The organism is Planktothrix sp. PLAVEN19ND (assembly GCF_057220675.1).
This window is the reverse complement of sequence record NZ_CM170132.1, coordinates 4,986,683-5,007,267: the sequence shown is the minus strand read 5'-3', so window position 1 is coordinate 5,007,267 and position 20,585 is coordinate 4,986,683. Positions and strand designations below refer to the sequence as shown.

Annotated in this window: 17 protein-coding genes; 8 read left to right on the top strand and 9 right to left on the bottom strand. The window is 37.4% G+C overall.

The window, feature by feature from the left end; genetic code table 11:
* Positions 1-32: 32 nt before the first annotated feature.
* A complete protein-coding gene (locus tag AC2D3N_RS21510; RefSeq protein ID WP_079678177.1) occupies positions 33-908 on the top strand; it encodes an ABC transporter permease in 876 nt (291 codons plus the stop codon).
* Between the two features lie 160 nt (positions 909-1,068).
* Here the strand turns inward: AC2D3N_RS21510 and AC2D3N_RS21505 are convergent, their stop codons facing one another.
* From AC2D3N_RS21505 to AC2D3N_RS21490, 4 genes are all read right to left on the bottom strand, one after another.
* Positions 1,069-1,260, bottom strand: coding sequence for a hypothetical protein (locus AC2D3N_RS21505; protein ID WP_079678178.1), 192 nt, complete (start codon positions 1,258-1,260; stop codon positions 1,069-1,071).
* A gap of 288 nt (positions 1,261-1,548) precedes the next feature.
* Entirely contained in the window at positions 1,549-1,968 is a 420-nt protein-coding gene (locus tag AC2D3N_RS21500) for a tetratricopeptide repeat protein (RefSeq protein WP_079678179.1), read from the bottom strand.
* 264 nt (positions 1,969-2,232) lie between these two features.
* Positions 2,233-2,589, bottom strand: a complete 357-nt coding sequence (locus AC2D3N_RS21495) for a HesB/IscA family protein (RefSeq protein ID WP_026788329.1) — start codon at positions 2,587-2,589, stop codon at positions 2,233-2,235.
* A 138-nt stretch (positions 2,590-2,727) separates the two neighbouring features.
* Entirely contained in the window at positions 2,728-2,925 is a 198-nt protein-coding gene (locus tag AC2D3N_RS21490) for a hypothetical protein (protein ID WP_079678193.1), read from the bottom strand.
* Positions 2,926-3,228: 303 nt separating this feature from the next.
* Between AC2D3N_RS21490 and AC2D3N_RS21485 the strand changes: the two genes are divergently transcribed.
* The 6 genes from AC2D3N_RS21485 (at position 3,229) to AC2D3N_RS21460 (ending at position 12,743) form a co-directional block, all read left to right on the top strand.
* On the top strand, positions 3,229-4,551 hold the full coding sequence (locus AC2D3N_RS21485; RefSeq protein ID WP_484692091.1) for a class I SAM-dependent methyltransferase: 1,323 nt from the start codon (positions 3,229-3,231) through the stop codon (positions 4,549-4,551).
* 119 nt (positions 4,552-4,670) lie between these two features.
* Positions 4,671-5,996 carry a class I SAM-dependent methyltransferase gene (locus tag AC2D3N_RS21480; RefSeq protein WP_484692090.1) on the top strand — a complete coding sequence of 442 codons (1,326 nt, stop codon included), beginning with the start codon at positions 4,671-4,673 and terminating at the stop codon, positions 5,994-5,996.
* Positions 5,997-6,100: 104 nt separating this feature from the next.
* Positions 6,101-7,429, top strand: a complete 1,329-nt coding sequence (locus AC2D3N_RS21475; protein WP_484692089.1) for a class I SAM-dependent methyltransferase — start codon at positions 6,101-6,103, stop codon at positions 7,427-7,429.
* 98 nt (positions 7,430-7,527) lie between these two features.
* A complete protein-coding gene (locus AC2D3N_RS21470) occupies positions 7,528-8,052 on the top strand; it encodes a type IV pilin-like G/H family protein (RefSeq protein WP_484692088.1) in 525 nt (174 codons plus the stop codon).
* Positions 8,053-8,162: 110 nt separating this feature from the next.
* Positions 8,163-10,403 (top strand): O-linked N-acetylglucosamine transferase, SPINDLY family protein, encoded by a 2,241-nt coding sequence (locus AC2D3N_RS21465; protein WP_484692087.1) that lies wholly within the window; start codon positions 8,163-8,165, stop codon positions 10,401-10,403.
* A 120-nt stretch (positions 10,404-10,523) separates the two neighbouring features.
* A complete protein-coding gene (locus AC2D3N_RS21460; protein WP_484692086.1) occupies positions 10,524-12,743 on the top strand; it encodes an O-linked N-acetylglucosamine transferase, SPINDLY family protein in 2,220 nt (739 codons plus the stop codon).
* Positions 12,744-12,820: 77 nt separating this feature from the next.
* On the opposite strand, the gene AC2D3N_RS21455 is transcribed toward AC2D3N_RS21460, so the two are convergent.
* Positions 12,821-15,124, bottom strand: coding sequence for a methyltransferase domain-containing protein (locus AC2D3N_RS21455; protein WP_484692085.1), 2,304 nt, complete (start codon positions 15,122-15,124; stop codon positions 12,821-12,823).
* Between the two features lie 221 nt (positions 15,125-15,345).
* On the opposite strand from AC2D3N_RS21455, the gene AC2D3N_RS21450 reads away from it, so the two are divergent.
* Complete coding sequence (locus AC2D3N_RS21450; RefSeq protein ID WP_484692084.1) at positions 15,346-18,345, top strand: O-linked N-acetylglucosamine transferase, SPINDLY family protein; 3,000 nt, start codon at positions 15,346-15,348, stop codon at positions 18,343-18,345.
* 72 nt (positions 18,346-18,417) lie between these two features.
* Here AC2D3N_RS21450 and AC2D3N_RS21445 read toward each other — a convergent pair whose 3' ends face one another.
* The 4 genes from AC2D3N_RS21445 to AC2D3N_RS21430 form a co-directional block, all read right to left on the bottom strand.
* Positions 18,418-18,918, bottom strand: coding sequence for a ribonuclease toxin HepT-like protein (locus AC2D3N_RS21445; protein ID WP_079679948.1), 501 nt, complete (start codon positions 18,916-18,918; stop codon positions 18,418-18,420).
* A complete protein-coding gene (locus AC2D3N_RS21440) occupies positions 18,896-19,255 on the bottom strand; it encodes a nucleotidyltransferase family protein (protein WP_484692083.1) in 360 nt (119 codons plus the stop codon). The genes AC2D3N_RS21445 and AC2D3N_RS21440 overlap by 23 nt, the downstream gene beginning before the upstream one ends.
* Before the next feature lie 9 nt (positions 19,256-19,264).
* The gene (locus AC2D3N_RS21435; protein WP_484692082.1) at positions 19,265-19,690 is read right to left on the bottom strand and encodes a tetratricopeptide repeat protein; all 426 of its coding nucleotides are present in this window, start codon (positions 19,688-19,690) and stop codon (positions 19,265-19,267) included.
* A gap of 78 nt (positions 19,691-19,768) precedes the next feature.
* Positions 19,769-20,554 carry a Uma2 family endonuclease gene (locus AC2D3N_RS21430; RefSeq protein ID WP_484692081.1) on the bottom strand — a complete coding sequence of 262 codons (786 nt, stop codon included), beginning with the start codon at positions 20,552-20,554 and terminating at the stop codon, positions 19,769-19,771.
* Positions 20,555-20,585: the final 31 nt, after the last annotated feature.

Sequence of the window (20,585 nt, the reverse complement as noted above, 5' to 3'; positions counted from 1 at the left end):
TTCTAATCTCAAATGCAATATTCAAAAATTCAATGCGTGTTCAATCTTTTCGTCTTTTCAGGGGATTTCAGGTTCCTTCGGTATCAACGGCTATGACCTTTTGTGGATTAGTCATTACAATTTTATTTCTATTAATAGCAGTATTATCACCTTTATTTTTGACTTGGGGATGGATACAAAGTCCGACGGAATTTCTTTCTAACCCCATCCATCAACCGCCATCTTTTCAACATTGGTTGGGAACAAGTCGTTTAGGATATGATGTCTTTTCTCGGACATTATTTGGGACTCAAGTAGCTTGGCAAGTCGTCTTATTGGCAACGCTTTTGAGTGTCGGAATCGGCGTCCCATTGGGAATGGTGAGTGGATATTTAGGGGGGAAAATAGATCGGGTTTTATTATTTTTAATGGATACGATTTATACGTTACCCGGATTATTACTTTCGATTACTTTAGCGTTTGTGGTGGGAAAAGGGGTTTTGAATGCGGCTCTCGCCCTGAGTGTAGCCTATATTCCTCAATATTATCGCGTGGTTCGCAATCATACTACTTCGGTTAAAACGGAATTATTTATTGAAGCCGCCCAAGCTTTAGGGGCAAGTACGTGGAGAATTTTAACCCGTTATTTGTTTTTAAATGTGATCCAAAGTGTTCCGGTATTATTTACATTGAATGCGGCGGATGCCATTTTAACCCTGGGGGGATTAGGATTTTTAGGCTTAGGTTTACCCGATGAAATTCCCGAATGGGGACATGATTTAAGAATTGCCTTAGAAGCATTACCCACCGGAATTTGGTGGACAACTTTATTCCCTGGTTTAGCATTAACCATCATGGTCGTTGGTTTATCTCTCTTAGGAGAAGGATTAAACGATTTTCTCAATCCCCGTTTGCGGAATCAGCGTTAATAGTGGGGAATTGGTAATTACGAATTGGGAACAGAAATAATTAAAAAGTGATGTCTATAAAAAAATAGCTGTCCCAATAATTGGGGACAGCCATTTTCATTAGGTATTTTTACTTTTTTGTATAAAGTTTTTATCCTAAGATTGTTCAAGACAAATTGCATCACGCTTCGACTGTTTCCTCCGAATCTTCTGTATCTAAATTATCGGGATCAACGTAATAACAAACGGTGTCATCAACACAGATCAATGCCCAACCCGATTCATCAATATTTCTTAATTTATAGGCTCCTTGTTTCACAAAAAAGCCTTTGTGGTTACGGGTTTCGGCTTTGACATAAACTTGGCTATCCATAGTGATCCCATCTCCTTATTTATTATCAAAAAGTTTTTTGACTGGCTGATTTTGATTGTTAATGACTGAAGTTTCCAAATAGTATCACTATTTTTTGTCTTTGTTAGTTAACTTATGTAATTTTTTGTTGCGCTTTCTTAATACTTTTTAGGAGTTTATAGATTTTCAGTCATTTTCAGCCGTTTTTAGTGGATTTACAGCAGTTTAAAGAATTAAATTATCCATTCAGTTGTTGTGAACTTTTACCTAATTATGCTCATTAGAGCAGCAAAATTAGGTAAAAGTTCCCTAACTTTCAAATAACCATTGTTTGACTCGGGCTAAGGATTTCCAGTCGGGTTTGCGAGTTAATCCATCTTCAAAATTCTTTGCTAATTCCTGTTGCCAGTCTGTATCCACTAATACTAATTGACTAGCGAGTTCAACGTGGGAACGTACCCCCGTTTTCCCTAATTCCAACATCGCCGTGGCTAAATTCACTCGCGCTTGGGGATCATGGGGATTGAGTTTAACGGCTGATTTTGCCGCGTTATAGGCTAATTTCGGTTTATCTACTAATAGATATAACCAAGCTAAACTTGTCCAAGCATTACTATTTTTTGGGGCGTGATCACAAATATCCTTAAACACTGGAATCAAGGTTTCCGGGTCTTCCCCCGCTTGATACCGTTCAAAACCTTCCTTAAATAATTCTTCTGGAGTCGTCATGAGTTGTTATAGATTTAAAACACGGCAATAGGCTATAGACTGAGCTATTTAGCGCAAAATCTATACCCATGGCAAATTGCCAATCTTCAATTATACAGCAGGGAACACCGGAACAGGCAACACTGGGGGAAAAGATTTTGCTGCCCCGGGTTTGCTGCATCAAACTGCATAAAAAACACCCAAAACCAGATGGCACAAGGTACAAGATTTTAAGGAGGGATTTCCCTATTTCCTTCTAATCCCAGAAACCCGGTTTCTCAAGTCTTAGGTGGCAAAGGACTTACCACAACCGCAGGTTTGAGTGGCTTGGGGATTGGTAAACTGAAACCCGCCACCAATTAGGGCATCCGTATAATCGAGGACTAGGCCGTAAATGTAGAGTAGGCTTTTGCGATCGCAAACGACCTTAAACCCCTCATAATCAAACACGTCATCATCCTCTCGAATGGTACTAGGGTCAGCAAAATCCATTAAATAGGACATTCCAGAACAACCGCCCTGGCGGACTCCGACGCGCAGACACAGATCTTTTCCTTGCTTTTCCCGCAGAAATTGGACTTGTTTGATGGCTGATTCGGTCATCTGAACCCCTTGGGTTGGGGCTTGAGTCGTTTGTGTCATGGGTTGGCTTGACTCCTGTGGTAATGTTTTACACTGATCAAAAAATAATAGCCCTTTGATCAATCTTCTCTATTGTTAATAGTTTATCGCAATTAAACCTGGCTGGGCGACACTCCCAATCGGCTATTTTTTGCCCAACTATTCCGGCTGTTGAGGATATTGTCTAAGCCGCCAACTGAATAATAAGGCTAGAATCACCGAAGGTAAGCAAACGGCGACTAGGGCAATGGTTGAGGATGTGGGAATTGCCAGCAACGGGCCGAGGAACTTAATCAAAACCGATAGTCCCAGGGACAAGAGTAGAACTTTGAGTAGAAATGTAATTTTGTTATCCATAGATGGCATTGTATAAATAGAGAGGGTGCGATCGCAAGCGATTTGTAGGGGCGGGTTCGGCAACAATTTTTGAGGCTCACAGATCACCGTTAAAAACCCGCCCCACCCCAGCATTAATTTCCATTAATCGTGAATTTAGGGATGAGATCAGGGCGGGTTTTGGTAGATTGTTTGTGGGTATTTGAGATGGACTCGAACCCGCTCCTACGAAAGCGCCGTTTCCTTTTCCCAAATTGGGAAGTCAATAAGTTCCCTCGAATTAGAGCTTAAATGATTATTTAATAGTTTACTTGAGAAATACCAATGCAAAATCAAGACCCCGAATTATTAGAAAAAATTCGTCAACAGTTTGACTCAGCACCCTATCCTAGAATTCCCTTAGAAGACAACCCGAAAAATAACTATGAATTGCTATTTATCCATAATTTGGTCACTTCCTATTATTTAAAATATCAGAAGGTTATTAATACAGAAGGCAAAGTAATTTTAGATGCCGGGTGTGGAACTGGATATAAATCCTTAGTGCTAGCCGAAGCTAATCCGGGGGCTAAAATTGTTGGGATTGATATTTCTGAACAATCTGTTGAATTAGCTCATCAACGTTTAAGGTTTTATGGGTTTGAAAATGCTGAATTTCATGTGTTGGCGATAGAAGACTTACCTCAACTCGGTTATCAATTTGATTATATTAATGCGGATGAAGTGCTTTATTTATTGCCTGATATTGTAAGGGCATTAAAGGCAATGAAGTCGGTTTTAAAACCGGTAGGTATGATTAGAACTAATCTCCACAGTTTATACAGACGTTTTAATTTATTGAAAGCCCAGTCCCTTTTTAAACTGATGGGATTAATGGAAGGAACCCCTGGGGAAATGGAAATCACAATAGCCCGGGAAACAATTCAATCTTTAAAAAATCAAGTGTTATTTAAATCACAATCTTGGGAAAAAGGCTTACAAGATAATGATGAATGGGTTTTAATGAATTACTTTTTGCAAGGTGATAAAGGGTTTACAATTCCCCAAGTCTTTGAAATGTTAAAAAGGGCAGAGTTAGAGATGATCAACATGGTCAATTGGCGACAGTGGGAACCCTTAAATTTATTTGAAGATCCAGAAAATTTACCTGCATTTTTAGCCCTTAGTTTGCCTGAATTGTCCATGGAAGATCGCTTACATTTCTATGAATTGTTACATCCAGTTCATCGATTATTGGATTTTTGGTGTGGTCATCCCATAGAGACAACTACTGTGGACATTTCCGACTGGACGCAAACCGACTGGGAAACCGCAACGGTTTATTTACATCCCCAGTTCAAAACCGACCAAGCCAAGCAAGACCTGATTGAATGTATTCGCACGCATCAACCTTATGAAATTAGTCAGTATGTCAAGTTACCAACTCTTGTCCCCTTGCACCTTGAGAGTCGTCGGGCTAGCTGTTTGCTGCCGTTGTGGGAGGGAAAACAATCGATGATGTCTTTAGTGGAGCGATGGAAACAGATCCAACCTGTAGACCCCGTTACCTTAGAATTGATTAGTGATCAGATGGCTTTTGAGCAAGTAAAAGAATTACTCAGTGATCTGGAACCATTTTTGTATATTCTGTTAGAGCGATCGCTTTAAAATTAGTTCAAAAAACAGTTCCTATCTGAACCACCTATAAGGGAAATGAGCAGGTTCTTAGATGTATTCAAGTAAAAAAATCCCTATTTCGACTACTATAATTAACAGAAAAAACTATCATGGAAAATCACGATCCTGAATTATTAAAAAAAATTCGTCAACAGTTTGATTCAGAACCTTATCCGAGAATCCCCTTAGAACAATCACCGAAAACTGATTATGAATTGCTGTTTATTCATAATTTAGTCACGCCTTATTATCTCAAATATAAAACAGTTATTAACACAGAAGGAAAAGTTATTTTAGATGCTGGGTGTGGAACGGGATATAAGTCCTTAGTCTTAGCCGAAGCCAATCCTGGGGCTAAGATTGTTGCCATTGATATTTCTGAACAATCGGTAGAACTGGCTCGTAAACGGTTAGAATATCATGGCTTTGACAATACAGAATTTCATGTATTACCAATAGAAGATTTACCTCAACTCGGTTATCAGTTTGATTACATTAATCATGATGAATCTCTCTATTTATTCCCTGATATTACAGTCCCTCTAAAGGCAATGAAGTCAGTATTGAAGCCAGAGGGAATGATTAGAACAAATCTTCATAGTGCATTTCAGCGAGTTAATTACTTTCGGGCACAATCCCTATTTAGCAGAATTGGATTAATGGATGGAAACCCGACGGAGTTAGAAATTAACTTCATCGGTGAACTAATGAAATCTTTTAAAAATCAAGTTTTATTAAAGTCCCAAACCTATAAACCTGAAAAAATAAATGAAAAAGAATGGGTGTTAATGAACTATTTATTTCAGGGAGACAAAGGTTATACGATTCCTGATTTATTTTCAGCGCTCAGAACGGTTGATTTAGAGTTTATTAGTATGGTTTCTTGGCGACACTGGGAGCCCTTAGATTTATTTGAAGACCCAGAAAATTTACCTGCCTTTCTAGCCCTCAGCTTGCCGGAATTGTCCATCGAAGAACGCTTACATTTCTATGAATTGTTACATCCAATTCATCGGTTATTGGATTTTTGGTGCGGTCATCCTAATGATAATATGTCCGGTGTTCCGGTTTCAGATTGGGAGGATAGGGACTGGCAAACCGCAAGAGTTTATTTGCACCCTCAACTGAGAACTATTCAAGCCCAGGAAGACCTGATTCAATGTATTAATACCCATCAACCTTATGAAATTAGCCAGTATGTCAAGTTGCCCACACTGGTTAACATCCATCTCGAGAGTAGTCGCGCCGCTTGTTTACTGCCGTTGTGGGAGGGTGAACAGTCTGTCATGTCTTTGGTGGAAGGATGGAAACAGATCCAACCTGTAGATTCTGTAACACTTGAATTGATTAGTGATCAGATGGCTTTTGAGCAAGTGAAAGAACTGCTTAGTGATCTGGAACCATTTTTGTATATCCTGTTAGAGCGATCGCTTTAAAATGGATGTAAAAAAATAGTTCCTAGTTGAATTTAATGATAAAATCGATAATGACTTTGTTAGCTTTTAATTAAGAAAAAAACATATTTTTACAGAAAAATATTATGGAAAATCAAAATCCTGAATTATTAAAAAAAATTCGTCAGCAGTTTGATTCAGCGCCTTATCCGAGAATTCCTTTAGATAAATCCCCTAAAAATGAATATGAATTACTGTTTATTCATAATTTAGTCACCCCTTATTATTTGAAATATAAAAAATTAATTAATACAGAAGGTAAACTAATTTTAGATGCTGGGTGTGGAAGCGGATATAAGTCCTTAGTCTTAGCCGAAGCCAATCCTGGGGCTAAAATTGTTGGGATTGATATTTCTGAACAATCGGTAGAACTAGCCCGACAGCGTTTAAAGTTTCATGGGTTTGAAAATGCTGAATTTCATGTATTGTCAATAGAAGACTTACCTCAACTGGGTTATCAGTTTGATTATGTTAATGCGGATGAAGTTCTTTATCTGTGCCCGAATTTATTCAATTCGATGCAAGCGATAAAACAGGTTTTAAAACCACAGGGCATTATTAGAGCCAATCTACATAGTTTACATCAAAGAGCAAATTATTTTCGGGCGCAATCGTTATTTAAGATGATGGGAGTGATGGATGAATCTTCTCAAGAACTTCAGGCAGAGGTAGCCAGAGATACTATAAATTCTATCAAAAATGAAGTTTTACTGAAAGCTCAAACTTGGAATACGCCAGGTTATAAAAATGAAGAATGGTTGCTTGCTAATTACTTATTACAAGGGGATAAAGGCTATACAATACCAGAGGTTTTTGCTGTTTTGAAAGCAACTGATTTACAGTTTCTGAGTATGGTGAAATGGCAACAATGGGAACTAATGGATTTATTCAATGAGCCTGGGCACTTACCTGGCTTTCTAGCCTTAAGTTTACCAGAAGCATCGGTGGAGGAGCAGTTGCATTTATTTGAGTTGATTCATCCTGTCCATCGATTATTGGATTTTTGGTGTGGTCATTCTGAGCAGGAGTGTATTGTCCCGGTTGGTGAATGGACTGAAGCCAACTGGCAAACCGCACAAGTTCATTTACATCCCCAACTGAGAACCGATCAAGCTAAAACAGACTTAATTGAATCTATCAAAACCTATAGACCTTATGAAATTAGCCAATATGTGAAGTTACCCACTCCGATACCTATTATTCTTGAGAGTAGTCAGGCAGACTGCTTGCTGCCCTTGTGGAGTGGAGGACAGACGGTACTGTTCCTGGCAGAACGTTGGCAGCAAATCTATTCTGTAGATTCAGTTACCCTAGAACCTATTACTGGCCAGAGGGCATTACAGCAGGTTAAAGAAGTCCTAATCCTTCTGGATGGCTTTCTGTATGTGCTTTTGGAGCGTTCAGGATCAAATTGAAAAAAATTTTTGTTGAGGTGATATGAACTTTCCACCTGGTGGGTAAGTTAGAAATACCAGATAAAAAGTTAAACATCCCCCCAAACGGAGAAAAGACTATGAAGACTGAATTTAAAGCAAAATTCCTGCAATACGTTTCTAATAGAAAAAAAGAAGAAGGTTTCACCTTAATTGAACTGTTAGTTGTTATCATCATTATCGGTATTTTGGCTGCGATCGCCCTGCCTTCCTTCCTCAGCCAAGCTAACAAAGCCAAACAATCCGAAGGGAAACAGTATATTTCTTCCATTAACAAAGGTCAGCAAGCCTACTTTGTCGAAAATAATGGTTTTGGATCTGATGTCACGCAACTGGGAATTGGCCTCAAAACACAAACCTCTAACTATAACTATTCAATTAGTGCTACTACAGCAAGTAACGTCGGTAGTCTTGCCACACCTATTAACAGTTCAGCTTTGAAAGGGTATGCTGGTGGTGTTGGATTAGTGCTGGTTACAGGCAGTGATGCCAAGACAGCCCAGAGTGTACTTTGTGAAACAACTGTCCCAGGAAATCCTGTTGCTACGACCAATGATGGAACTGTTGTAGGTTGTGGAACTGCCATGACTGTCGTAACGAAATAGTAACTGTCAGGTTGAAGGAATTTCCTTGTTAAAAACAATAAGCAGGTGGAGTTGTTATTTCTACCTGCTTTGTTGTATGTATTTTTTATTATCTGATTAAATAGGATGATATGGTTGCTCAAGATTTACTATCTATGACATCGGATTGGCAAGAAAAAGCTGAACAATTGTTATTAAAAAATAATTATACTGAGGCTGAAAAGCTCTATGAACAAGCGATTGAAGTCCAACCGGAAATAAAATCCCACTATTGGCATTTAGGATTGGTATTGCTATTACAGGGGCAAGAAGCAGAGGCACAAACCACTTGGTTATTTGGGATGGCTGATGGGGAGCCAGAACAGATAGAGGAATGGACTCAAGAATTAATTCAAGTCTTGGAAACCGAAGCCGAGCGACGACGGTTAGACTTAGAAGACTATGCTGTAGCTTGGGCAATTCGACAACATATCCGAGAAATTAAGCCGACAGATATTAATAATCTTGTGCATTTAACCGGATTATCAATCTGTTTACGAACCTACACCGGTCGAGAACCCATTGAGTTAGGTTTGCTGGAGTTGCTCAAACAAGAATCCGCAACGGTAGATTCAGAATTATTACTCGAAGTCATTAAAAGTGTTGTAGATAGCGCTCCCTTACTCACTTCATCCCTGAATTTAACAGAAGCTAGTTTAGTTCATATTCAGAACACCGATATCTTTATTAATCAACTGATCATTCCTTTTGTGTATAAAATGGCTCACTCAGCCAAACAACTCAGTACCGCCGCCAAATTTACTGAACTGGGTTTGCGTTTAGCTCCTGAACATCCTGAGTTACTCTGTTTTAGTGCTTCTGTCTATCAAGATAGCAACCGTTTTGACCAGGGAATACAAGCCGCTAAACTCTATTTTTCTATAACTACAAATTTAGCCGCAAAATTTTTTGCCATCCACCTCATTATTCGGGGATTGATGAGTGCTGGGGGCTACTGGAAAGAATTTGCTGAAGCCACTGAACAGCAAAAAGACTTATTAAAAGTGTTACTAGAGGAACAGCCAACAGATTTATCGCAAGTGGAGACAATTAGATTATTTAATACAATGTTTTTTTTCCCCTACTTTGAAGATAATCCTCAAGAAAATACCAGGCTAAGAAGTCAAGTTTCTAACCTGGCTCAATTAAATATAGAAAACTATGCTAAAGAACAAATAGAACGATATCGCAACCGACAAACTACCCGTTTAAACCAGACTTATGTTGAGCGACGCTTAAAAATCGGATATATTTCCCATTGTTTTCGTACCCATTCCGTGGGGTGGCTGGCGCGGTGGCTATTTCAATATCATAACAAAGAGAAGTTTGAAATTTATGGTTATTTTATTTGTTATGATCATTATAATTACAATCAAGTACAAGAGTGGTATGTTAATAATATTGAAAACGTTCGTAAATTAGACTTTAGTGGTCTCGAAGCGGCAGACAAAATTGATGAAGATGAAATTGATATTTTAATTGATCTTGATAGTCTGACTTTGACAACAACTTCTGAGGCTATGGCCGTTAAACCTGCACCGGTGCAGGTAACTTGGTTGGGCTGGGATGCGTCTGAAATTCCCACGATTGATTATTATATTGCTGACCCTTATGTGTTAGCTGAAGATGCTCAAAGTTATTACAGTGAAAAAATTTGGCGTCTCCCTCAAACTTATTTAGCTGTTGATGGCTTTGAAGTCGGTATTCCTAATGTTCGCCGAGATCAGTTGGATATTCCCAGTGATGCTATTATTTATTTTACGGCTCAACGGGGATATAAATATCATCCCCACACCGCCCAATTACAATTAGAAATTCTCAAAGCTGTTCCTAATAGTTATTTTATTATTAAAGGAGTAGCCGATCAAAAATCACTCAAAACTTTTTATGCTGAAATTGCTGACGCTCTGGGGGTAGATTGCGATCGCTTAAAACTACTCCCGTCGTCACCTACAGAAGCCGTCCATCGCGCTAATTTAGCCATTGCTGATGTGGTACTGGATACTTACCCGTATAACGGCGCAACAACGACAATGGAAACTCTATGGATGGGGATTCCGATGGTAACTCTAGTCGGACAACAATTTTCAGCCCGAAATAGTTATACCATGATGATCAATGCGGGAATTACCGAGGGAATTGCTTGGACAGATGAGGAATATGTACAATGGGGGATTAAGTTAGGAACAGATGAAAATTTGCGAAGTCAAATTTCTTGGAAATTGATCAAAAATCGACAAACGGCTCCGTTATGGAATGGGAAACAATTTACCCGGGAAATGGAGACTGCTTACGAACAAATGTGGTTAAATTATATTAATAATAAAACTTAAATTTGTAATTTATGGTTAAAAACTTGATAGCAGGGGCGAGGCGAGCCTCTCCCCTACAAAGGAATTGAGATATTTTTTTAAGACCAATAAATCTGTTAATTTTTTACTTAAACTACTCCAATGAATTTACTAAACAGGAATCAACAAGGGATTAAATATCTGGAAACAGGGGATTATGTTGCCGCTATAAATCATTATGAAGAACTGATTAATACTCAGCCAGAAATCATTTCCTCTTACTGGTATTTGGGTTTATTACTGTTGCTACAAGGACAGGAAGTTGAAGCTCAAACGACTTGGTTAGTAGCAATGGCGGAGGGAGAACCGGAAGAAATTGAACAGTGGACACAGGAATTAATCCAAGTTTTAGAAACGGAAGCCGAACGCCAACAGCTAATATTAGAAGACCAGACAAAAGCCTGGGTAATTCGTCAGCATATTCGGGAAATTGATCCCACATATATTAATAATTTATTGCATTTAGTTCAATTATCTGCTATAGGTCAAACCTATACGGGTGAAGAACTAATTGAATGGGGAATTTTGGATTTACTTAACTCCGATCCTATTCCAACCACAGAAATTAATCCTGAACTTTTACTTCAAGTTTTAGATAAAATTTGCCAGCAAGCACCTGAACATCCTTCATCATACCAATTTGCTGAAACTTGTCTTAATTATATTACCGATATTCAATCTTATCTCAATTTTTTAATTCCATTTATTTATAGATTAGCTTACTCTCGACATCAAACACATCTCTCGATTAAGTTTACAGAGCTAGGGTTAAGATTGCATCCTAAACATCCCGAATTACTTCGATGTATATCTATGTTTTATCAAGATATTCGGGAATATGCCAAAGGAATAGAAGCGGCGGAGTATTGTTACTCGATGGCGGAAGATTTCCCTGATCAAGTTTATGCGAGATTTTTATTACTTCGAGGTTTAATGAGTGCAGGTGGACGGTGGAAACAGGTCTGTGCTGTTATGGAAGACTACCATTCCCTGCTGACTCGGTTAGTAACAGAAAAGCCAACTTTATCTTATGATTTAGCCGTGGGTTGTTTTATCACAACTTTTTTCTTTCCCTATTTTCAAGATAAAATTCAGGAAAATTTATTGATTCGGCGCGAAGTTTCGCAGTTTCTTCAGTCTAATATAGAAAGTCAAATTCCGCAGGTTATAGAACAATGTCGGCAGTGGGAATCTCGGCCCAAAACCTTGATATCTGCTGAAAAACCTCTAAAAATTGGCTATGTTTCTCATTGTTTACGCAACCATTCTGTTGGCTGGTTAACCCGGGGTTTATTTGAACACCATGATCGAGAAAAATTTGTCATTCATACCTATTTATTGGCGGCTTTAGATAAACCGGATGAATTGCAAAGCTGGTATATTAATAAAAGCGATAAAACCCATCAATTAGGGTTAGAAGGAAGGGAAGTCGCCCAAAAAATTTATGAAGATGAGATTGATATTTTAGTGGATCTCGACAGCTTAACGTTAAGCTCTACCTGTGAAACCTTAGCCATTAAACCAGCACCCATCCAAGTGACTTGGTTAGGTTGGGATGGGTCTGAAATTCCATCTGTTGACTATTTTATTGCCGACCCTTATGTGTTACCTGACAATGCTGAAAATTACTACAGTGAAAAGATTTGGCGTTTACCTCAAACCTATATTGCTGTTGATGGTTTTGAAGTAGCTGTTTCTAATATTCGTCGAGATCAGTTAAATATTCCTAATGATGCTATTATTTATTTGACGGCTCAAGGGGGATATAAATATAATCCTGATACGGCTAAATTACAGTTACAAATTTTAAAGGAAGTTCCTAATAGTTATTTCTTGATTAAAGGAAAGGCAGATCAAGAATCTTTGAAAACATTTTATGCTGAAATTGCTGACTCTGTGGGGGTAGATGGCGATCGCTTAAAACTCTTACCCTTATCACCCACAGAAGCTATACATAGAGCTAATTTAGCCATTGCTGATGTGGTAATGGATACCTACCCCTATAATGGGGCGACAACCACTATGGAAACTCTGTGGATGGGGATTCCATTGGTAACCCGAGTGGGGCAACAATTCTCAGCCCGAAATAGTTATACAATGATGGTCAATGCCGGAATTACAGAGGGAATTGCTTGGACAGATGAGGAATATGTGGAATGGGGAATTAAGTTAGGAAAAGATGAGAATTTACGCCAACAAATTGCTTGGAAATTAAGGAAAAATCGACAAACGGCTCCGTTGTGGAATGCGAAAAAATTTACCCGAGAAATGGAAAATGCTTATGAACAAATGTGGTTAAACTATATTGAGAATAAGACTTAAATTTGTAATTTATTTTCATAGCAACCAAGGGAGAAGCACGCCTCCCCCCTACTTAGGTTTTAACCGCATAGTCTTTTTCAGGTATTATTGTTTTCTAAATCATAAACTGGGATGATTTCTGATCCAACAGATGCGATCGCTTCTTGATTTTCATGCTCTAATTTAATTCGACCCTGGAGTTGAGGACATAAAGCAGACCACTGGCTAGAATTTAGCTGATCTATTAAAGCAATTTCTACACCGTCATCAAGCTCTAATTCTTCTTCCATTAACAAATTCATCATCACACTAGACAATGCTAAATTTGCATCTTCATCTGATATGTTTTGATGATCAATGAGTAAGGTGATTTGACTCCGGTTGGGATGAGTTGTTAGCGTTTTAATTATATTCGCTAATTCGGTATAAAGCACTTCTTCTGGTTGGCTCCAATCGGGAAAAACAACTAAATTAATCTCTCTAAGGTTTAAACGCAGAAGTGTGGCATCAATTAAAGCAGAACTAATAATATTAGCCATTTTTGACCAAGAAAACTTCCGTGTTTGTTCCAATCCCTTCGCCATTAAAATGTTACGGTATTTGAGTTTTTGTACCTCGCAAAGTGCATCAGTCATGGCATCAATATCATCATCTTTAATATAAATTGCAGCCTCTCCTGCGACTTCAGGAATCGAAGCATTTGCACAAGTAATAACCGGACAACCACAGGCTAAAGCTTCTGCAATGGGCATTCCAAAGCCTTCATATTTAGAGGGATAAACTAGGGCGGTGGCTCCTGAATAAGCAGATCTGAGTTCTTCATCACTTAGGTACAAAGAATGAACTGTACTACCTGCTGCTAACTCTCGATATTCGTGTCCTAATAAATAACCCGCTCCTGTACAGATCACATCAAATGCTGATTTACTATAAAGTTGAGAAAACCCTTGAAAGAACAAAACAGCATTTTTATAATCACTACCGGCTCCAACTAATAGAAAATAGGGTTTATTAATTCCATATTTAGTTTTAAATTGAATAATTTCTCCTGGGGGTGCAGGATAGAAAGCATTAGAAATTCCGCAGTGAGCAACCGTAATTTTAGAATTGATATTTGGAAACAATTTAACTAGGTCATTTGCTGTACTTTCTGAAATGGAAATATAAGCTGACGCATGGGCAATTCCTAGGTGTTTTTCCCGCCACATTGGTTCATCTAAGTTCGCCCCTAAAATTTCAGGAATCATATCATAGGCTATAAAAACCGATGGTGTTGATAGGGGCGTTGTATAGTAAGTTGAAACAAATAAGTCTGCTGCTTCTTGATCACAAACTTCTTGAAGCATCTGGCGGTCAACTTCTGTTTTAGAATAGTCATAGGCTGGAACGGAAAGATACCTAATTCCCGCTATTTTGGGGGCTGTTTCTGCTCGATCTAAAACAATAATATTTTGACCAAATCCGTTAACTGCCCATTCTAAGAATAACGATTGCCAAACCCTGGCTATTCCGGTTTTAAACATTTGGAAAAAGACCCCATCAACAATAATATTGAGCGGGCTATTTAACCTTGATGTCTCTAAATTGGGAGACAAGGATGATTCTGTATTGATGCTGTTGACTGAATTAGACGGAAAATATTTTTCCAGAATATTGTTAAAGTCTTGGTTAATTAAAGATGATTTTTCTACTTTTTTAAGTTGCTGACGGGATAATTGTTCAAACGGGTTACAAGGTAATTCTTTTTTGGTTAATAAATGTAATGAACTGCCATTAGAGTAAAAGTTTAAATCATATCGCTCTGCTAAAATTCTTAGGGAATGATGGGTATAAATTGAAATATGTTGACCTTCATGTAAAACATAATACCACCAGTCATTCGGTTTGGGATTGCTAACCGGGAGTAGCTCTGTACTAAATAAAATAGTTGAGGATATTTTTAAGAGATTTTCTAACTCAATACTAGGATTAATCAGATGTTCAAAGACTTCAAAAGCCGTTACAATTTCAAAGGCATTATTTTCAGTTGTATCTAAATTAATCTCGAAATTTTGAGCAAACAAATTATTACAAAATTTATCAAACCAATAAAAATCAAAACCATTATCTCTCATTAACCTAACAAATAATCCATATCCGGCTCCATAATCTAAAAATTTGCTCTGATGATCAAAAAAATTAAAAATTAGTTTACTGGCAACATCAGAAAACATTAAGTTTCTGAACACCAACCCAACATCACTGATCGCTATTGCATTAGAATATGCTTCTTCTAACCAGTAGGGTTCTTCAGTTTGAATAAATCTGCAATTTGAACACTGGAAATAACTAACATCATACTTATTAAGAATTTGAGCCGTAGCAAAATAGTTAGACTTAGAATTACAAACTTTACATTTCATAAATAATATCAATAAATTAGTTTGAGATAATGAGAAAACTTTGAGCTTTCTTCGGCTTAATATTACTAAGATTCTACTGAGAGTCAGGAAAAGTTACTCTGCTCCTATGATACCCAATATCATCCCATAAATGATCACTTTTTAAAGTTAATTAAACTCATTCCTCCTAACAATCTTGTACTATATTATATAGGTTCTATTCAACACTCCTAAGTTTGACTATGGATAATCAACGCTTTATTCAAGAACTACCGAATTTGTATGAACAGTGGGGGACTGTCTTTGTCCACGCGCAATTTAAACGGTTTCAGCAAGTGCTTAACCTCGCTTCAGAGCAGTTTCCCCAGAATTTGCTCCCGTTACTCAACTGTGCGGTGGCTAGTCTGGAACCCAATGAAATTTATTGTGAGATTGGAACACAAAAGGGTTTAACCTTGATTGGTGCGCTTTTGAATCAACCAGAAGCTATTGCCTATGCTATTAATGACAGTCCTGATTTTACACCAGATAGTGAAAGTTTGGAACAGCTATTTAAAAATTTACATCAGTTTAACCTGGAGGAACAGGTTTGTTTTTATAACCAAGATGTTGAAGAATTTTTATTAGAACTGCGACAACTAGAAACGGAGATTAAAATAGGGGTTTATGTTGTCCAGAGTGCGACCGATTATCGTTCTACTTTATTAGCTTTATTGTTAGCTAAACCCCTATTATCAGATTCAGCTTTAATCATCGTTGATCATGGAAATATTGGTTTTGTTCAGCAAGCAATCTGGGATTTTTTAGCATCTTATCCACAAGCGGAATTGTTCACAGAATTGTCTATTTTAGTAAATAGTCATCTCCCTGATAGAATTCAAGTTTTAAGTTGGAACCAGAACAGAACATTTAATTATTCAGTGGAAATATTTCAAGCACAACGTCAAGATATTGTCATCAAAAAAATTCTTGAATTAGCAGAACAAAAACCCACAGAGGATCAGTTACAGCAAATTTATCAACAAGGGATAAATGCGCATCAAAACCAACAGTTTAATTTAGCTGAAAAGCAATATAAATTCTTGCTTAGATGGCAAAAAGAAAATACTGAAATTTGGGTTAATTTGGGAATTTTGTATTACCAAAAAGAAATTTATTTTCAATCTATCTTAATATTATCTCATGTTTTAAAACAAAATACAAATAATAATTTAGCGTATTATTATTTAGGAATGAGTTATGAAAAATTGAATCAAATTCCACAAGCGATCGCAGCCTACCAAAAAACAATCGAATTAAAACCCGATCATATTGATGTCTATAATAACTTAGGAAATCTCTTAACGCAACAAGGGCAATTTATAGAAGCGGAAACCGCTTATCGTCAAGGGATTAATATTAACCCGAATCATTTTGGCAGTTATTTAAACTTAGGGAATCTTTTTCTATTGCAAAATCAAATAGAATCAGCCCTAGAAAACTATCAAATTGCTTTACAAATTTTTCCTGATCATCCTGATATTTTACACAATTTAGAACTGGCTAAAGAAAGACAACAAAATCCCGCACCCTACTATAAAAGTTTTGGCGATCGCCTGTATGAATTACGTAATTATCAAGAAGCGATAGCCCAATATCAAAAACTACTCAATTTACAACAGGGAGATGTTAATACTTATGAAAAACTCCATCACTGTTACTGGAATTTGGGAGAACATGATAGTGCAATTAATATTTTAAAAACAGCCCTAGAGCTTTATTCACAATTTGCACCTCTCCACTTTACCCTAATTACAAATCTTCTCTATCAGGGAAGAACAGAGGAAGCCACTACACAAGCGGAAATAGCCTCGGAATGTTTACCTAAAGATTATACTTTTATATTACTAAAAAATTTAATAGTTCCGATGTTTTATCACTCCGTTGAGGAAATTAGTGATTATCAAGAACGGTTTAAAAAAGGATTAAAAACCTTAATTAAAACCACGGATTTTAATAATCCTGAAACCTTAGAACAGGCGTTTTTAGGAATGGGAAGATTTACTAATTTTTACCTAGGTTATCAAGCGAGAAATATTATAGAAGAACAACGGATTTATGGTGATTTCCTCCATCGGATGATGTCAGCAAAATATCCCCAATGGGTGCAACCGTTAACCCTACCAACAGTTGAAGATAAAATCAGGGTAGGATATGTTTCTAATTATTTGCATTGTTATAGTGGGTCACTTTGGTTAACAGGTTGGTTGCGCTATGCTAATCATAATCAGTTTGAAATTTACTCTTATTATACTGGCAATTCTCCCGATCCAGTTACGGAACAGTTTCGACAATATAGTGATCAATTCTATCATATTCCCGACAATTTAGAAGCGGTTGCCCAACAAATTTTTAACGATAAACTGCATATTTTAGTCTACCCAGAAATTGGCATGAACCCCCCAACAATGGAACTAGCCGCCTTGCGTTTAGCGCCTATTCAATGCACCGCTTGGGGTCATCCCGTAACCTCGGGACTACCAACAATTGATTATTTTCTTTCTAGTCAATTAATGGAACCGGAAAAGCCCCAGGAACACTATTCAGAAAGCCTAATTTTATTACCTAATATTGGGGTTGCTTATCCCCAACCGCAAGATATTCCAGCCTTAGTTAAAACCCGCTCAGATTATGATTTACCCGAGGATGCGGTGATTTATTTATGTTGTCAAGCACCGTTTAAATATTTGCCTCAATATGATTATATTTTACCAGAAATTGCAGTAAAAGTTCCTAATGCTAGGTTTTTATTCTTCCGAGGAACCCTATTAAATAATCGGTTAAAACAAGCATTTGCTAATTATGGGTTAAATGATCAAGATTATTGTTTACATCGAAACGTCCCTGAGCGGTTTGATTATTTGATGTTAAATTTGCTTTCTGATGTGTTTTTAGATACCTTTACTTGGTCGGGGGGAAATACGTCTTTAGAAGCGATCGCTTGTAATTTACCCATTGTAACTTGTCCTGGGGAATTCATGCGCGGACATCATGCGGATAGTTTCTTAAAAATGATCAACTTAACAGAAACCATTGCACAAAATGAAGCCGAATATATTAAAATTGCGGTTAAATTAGGATTAGATCCCTTATGGCGAAAAACACTTTCTCAACAAATGAGCGATCGCCATCATCTGATTTTTGATGATCAAGTTTGTGTCGCTGCATTAGAGGAATTTTATCAAACCGTTGTTGGGCTTTAGCCCTCTCCTATTGGGGCACTCATCCCAATAACTTTCATACTTCAAGAAACCCTGTTTCTGCATAACTCCTGATTATTCTAACTGTTCAGCGAGTTGTCTAAGCCAATTGATAAATTCTCTGAGTTCAAAGTTGACTTGATGCCAAACTAAAGGGTAATTTTCAACAAGTTTTTCTAGCCTGTTAGGATCTAATTCAAAACCATACAAATTTCTAACAATATGCCTAAAACCTAGATACTCATTTAACAGAATAACTGTGTCTGGAGTCAAAATCGCTGGCAACCCTTCTCTTTCTATACTCATTCTATTTAAAAGTCTTTTATGCCAATCAAAACTTGAGGGTAAAGAACCATTTAATTCAGAAACAATGAGTTGAAAAATCCGCTCACAACCTGTATAAAAGTTATGTAACTTTAAGGCTAGACTTTCATGAAAAATTGTAGCCCGGTCTGGATCATTTTGAACTTCCTGATAGACTTGAGCGATCGCTAATTCCAACCTTCCTAAACGTTCTAACTCAATTTCAATATCAGTCGCCAGTTCTCTAATTTTACTCGCTGACATTGGCTTCATAAACACATTCTCCTGTGGCTAAAACCCTTTCTCGAAAGTGGGGTTCTAAGTCTTCTAGGGGTTTCAAATCAACCCATCGGGATGTTAAGTTATTAGCGATCGCAACGGCTGTAAAATAATCCCTGGTTGGCACTCCTTCTACCGCTAAATCAATATCAGAATTTTCATTAAATTTTCCTCGAACTAAAGAACCAAACAGAATAATTTTTTTAATAGAAAATTGTTCTATTAATACTTTGACAATCGCTTGAACTTCTGTTCTGGCTTGTTCCGCTCTAATTTGATCTTCTAACTGTTGCTGTTTTTGCTGTTTTAGCCAGTAGTCTAAATATTTCATAACTGGAATTTATTTTTTATTTTTCTGTTTTAATTCAGTTAATGAATTTTGATAATCCTGCCGATCAGGATATAATTTTACTAACTTTTCTAAGGGTTCAACTGCTCCTTGAATATTATTTTGTTGCAACCGAACATTCACTAAACCTTCCAATGCGGTTGGGTTATTTGGTTCCCGTTTTAATACAATTTCATAGCCTTTTTCTTGCTTTTGTAATAAAGCACTTGCAGATTGTTGTTCTGTCGTTTGAGTCGCTTCAGGTTTTTTTTCAAATGCACCTTTGAACACTTTTCCTAATCCAAATATACTCGTACCAAAAAAAGACAGCAGTGATAGGAACATAATCACTTTTTGTACCTGCTTAGAGCGTTCCATTTTACGGATACGCTCGGCTCCATATTGTTTTTCTAATGATTGTTTCTCGGCGGGATTCATTGCTTATACCTTCCTCTTATTTTCGATTATTTGGCTTTAATAGTACCTATTTTTAGAATACCCAATTTGATCTCAAAACTAATCAGAACTAGATTCAGGTAATTCCCCAAACTGTTGACGGTAGCGGCTGAGTAAGGTTTCTAACTCTTGGGAACGCTTTTGAGCTTGTTCAGCTTGGTGTTGGGCTTGTTCAGCTTGAAGTTGGGAGGCTTCAGCTTGGCGTTGAGCTTGTTCAGCTTTTTGTGCGGATAATTCATCGGGTGTGGGCAGAATTTCACCCTCTGGAGTTGCCCATCTTAACCATACGGTTTCAACGGTTTTATAAACTCCTGACCATCGTACTAATGATAAGCCTAATTGTTGACTGAATAATCGATTAAATTGATCGGGAAAAATTGGTTCATAACTGCCATTTTTTAAAGTAAAACCTGCCAATTCATCGGAGTTAAAAGGATCATACCAGAAATATTCGGGAACCCGAACTTGATTTTGATAAATGATTTTTTTGTTAGTTTTATCTTCTTGGGCGGTACTGGGTGATAATAGTTCAATGATCACATCGGGAGCTTTTCCCTCTTCCCAAACGACCCAACTTTTTCGTTCTTTTTTGGGAACTCCTAATACGGCAAAAAAATCGGGGCCTTTGAAGTCTTGGTTCCGCACTTGGGCTAAACTAAAGTAGAGGAACATATTGCCCCCAACATAACCATCTTCTCGCGGTTCTAACCAAGGAATTAACGGATCAATGAGTAAATCCATTTGCATTTTATGGCGTTGGGTTTCCATGGGGACTCCATCGTCATAGGGTAGTTCGTCTTGAGTGGGCGGTAATGTTAACCCATTTAGCAGTGTTTCTGGTGACATTGCCCTCAATTAATCAATAGATTAATGATTT